1 protein-coding gene is annotated in these 2,187 nt (G+C 68.9%); it reads left to right on the top strand.

Annotated features, from left to right (window positions below):
* The first annotated feature begins 212 nt into the window (after nucleotides 1-212).
* Nucleotides 213-2,045 (top strand): HNH endonuclease, encoded by a 1,833-nt coding sequence (locus VF468_19040; protein HEX5880387.1) that lies wholly within the window; start codon nucleotides 213-215, stop codon nucleotides 2,043-2,045.
* Nucleotides 2,046-2,187: the final 142 nt, after the last annotated feature.

Here is a 2,187-nt window from a genome sequence, read left to right as displayed (position 1 = left end):
AGGTCGCGGTCGCCTACGGCGGGCAGACGACGAGGTTGGCTGTGGCGTCAGGCGCAGTAGAGGGCGACCAGCAGATCTGGTGCGGCCGATCTGAACGGCGTGCTCGCCGACCCATCGGCACCAGTTCGTGAGTCCAGGATTCCCCGCAGAACAAGCAGAATCTCGCAGGCAGCCGGTGGACGGGCACTGCCCCGCACGGTAGAATCGGCTGTATGTTCGATCGTTGGTTGGAGGAGTCGCTCGGAGATCCGGGCGCGCTGCTGCAGCTGACCGCGGACAGCTTGGAGCTGGAGCGGCGGGCTGGCTGTCGCAAGCTGCTGCTGGCCGCCGCCTGGGCCGACTGCCATGCCGCCCCGGCCGAGCTGGAACTGACCGGCGGGTCGGCCTCCCAGAGTGTGTTGGTCGACCGGTTCGTGCGGATGGGTGCGGTCGGGACACCGCTGGTGTCCGAGTCCTGCCCGGCCGAGCTGGGCCATCCGCTGCACTGCGGGCCGGTCGCGGCCCGCCGCTGGATCGGTGCCGCCCTGTCGATCCGGCACCGGCTGCCCCGGTTGTGGGAGCGGGTGAGGGACGGGCAGGTGTGGGCGTGGAAGGCCCGCCAGATCGCCGAAGCGACCAGCGAACTCGGCGTGTTGTCGGCCCGGATCGTGGACCGGCTGGTCACCCCGCACATCGAGGTGATGGCTTGGGGCAGGTTCGAGAAGGTGCTGGACGCGACAATCCTGCAGGTCGATTCCAAGACCTACCAGCAACGGGCCGAGAAGGCTGCGGCGCAACGCGACGCCCGCATGTTCACCGGTGAGCACGGGTTGCGGACCCTGGTGGCCCGGTTGGAGGCCGGGGACGCGTCGGCGTTCATGGCGTTGGTGGAGCGGGTCGCGCAGTGTCTGGCCGAGGATGGTGATGAGGATCCGGTCGGGGTCCGCCGGTCGAAGGCGTTCGGGATCATCGCCCACCAAGCGAGGCTGCGGGACCTGCTGGCCCGGCACGCCCACCAGCCCGATGATCCCCGCCATCCCGAGGATCGGGTCGCCGCCCACCAGGCGGATCCGACCGATCCGTGGGCGGCCGACGATCTGCCCGACGCCGGCTGGGAGACGGCTCGGCACGGCAACTTCCACCAACCCGGCCTGGATGATCGTGATGATCTCGACGACTACCACACCAGCCGCACCGACGACGGCGGATCGGGCTGGGATGAGGAGCCGCCGGTCGACGAGGCCGACCTCGCTTGGTTCGACCAGCACCGCGACTCGAACGCCGCGGCCGAGCAGACCAGTTCAGAAGGGGACGGCAGCTGCGTCGACGACGCCGGCTCAGGTGAGTTCGCATCTGGTGATCGTGACGGTATGACTGATCCCGTCGCCGCTGTTGATGGCGCCGACTCGGGCGCCGGGGCGAGAGTGCCGGCCGAGTTCGACCGCCGCGGTGGCTGCGGCCGTGGCTCCACCTTCGACCTGCGCCCGTTCACGAAAGCGGAGTTGAACGCGTGCCGCACTACGGCCGTTGTCCACGTCCACGTCACCGACCAGACCCTGATCGACCAGCACGGCGTGCTGCGCACCGCAGACGGACCGATCACCCTCGACCAGTTCCGCCGCTGGCTCACCGACAGCGACGCCAACATCTCGATCCGGCCGGTGCTCGACCCCGCCGCCGTGGCGGCGGTCGATTCCTATGACATCCCGATGGCGGTCCGCGAAGCCGTGCACATCCGCCATCCCGGATCGGTCTGGCCCTACAGCCCGGCCACCACCATCACCACCGGCGGCCGCTTGGACCTGGACCACACCATCCCCTACCGCAAGGACGGCCCACCCGGGCAGACCGGGCCCGGCAAACTCGGACCGCTCGCCCGCTCCGAGCACCGAGCCAAGACCGTCGGCGGCTGGCAAGCCCGACAACCCGACCTCGGCACCTACGTGTGGCGATCACCCCACGGCTGGATCTCCATCGTCACCAACCAAGGCACCCTCACGCTCGGCGACAGCCCCTGGGCCCACCAAGTCTGGAATGCCGCACAACACGCGTTGACCGGCTCGTAACCCGTCAGGTTGCCTAGCGTTGTTGACTCTCATCGTTGAAGTAGGTTAGCCTCGCCTTACTCGTTCATCGAGCCGCCACTGGTTAGAGAGCCCGTGTCGGCCACGGTGAGAGAGCCTCCCAGGTCTGGGCCTCTCAGGGTTT

The sequence above is a fragment of the Actinomycetota bacterium genome (assembly GCA_036280995.1).
In the GTDB taxonomy this organism is placed as follows: Bacteria; Actinomycetota; CALGFH01; order CALGFH01; family CALGFH01; genus CALGFH01.
Note: the sequence above shows the minus strand (reverse complement) of the source record. Positions and strands in the feature narration are given on the sequence as shown.

Coding starts and splice junctions, on each gene's coding strand:
- VF468_19040 (HEX5880387.1), top strand. CDS start 213: ATGTTCGATCGTTGGTTGGAGGAGTCGCTCGGAGATCCGGGCGCGCTG.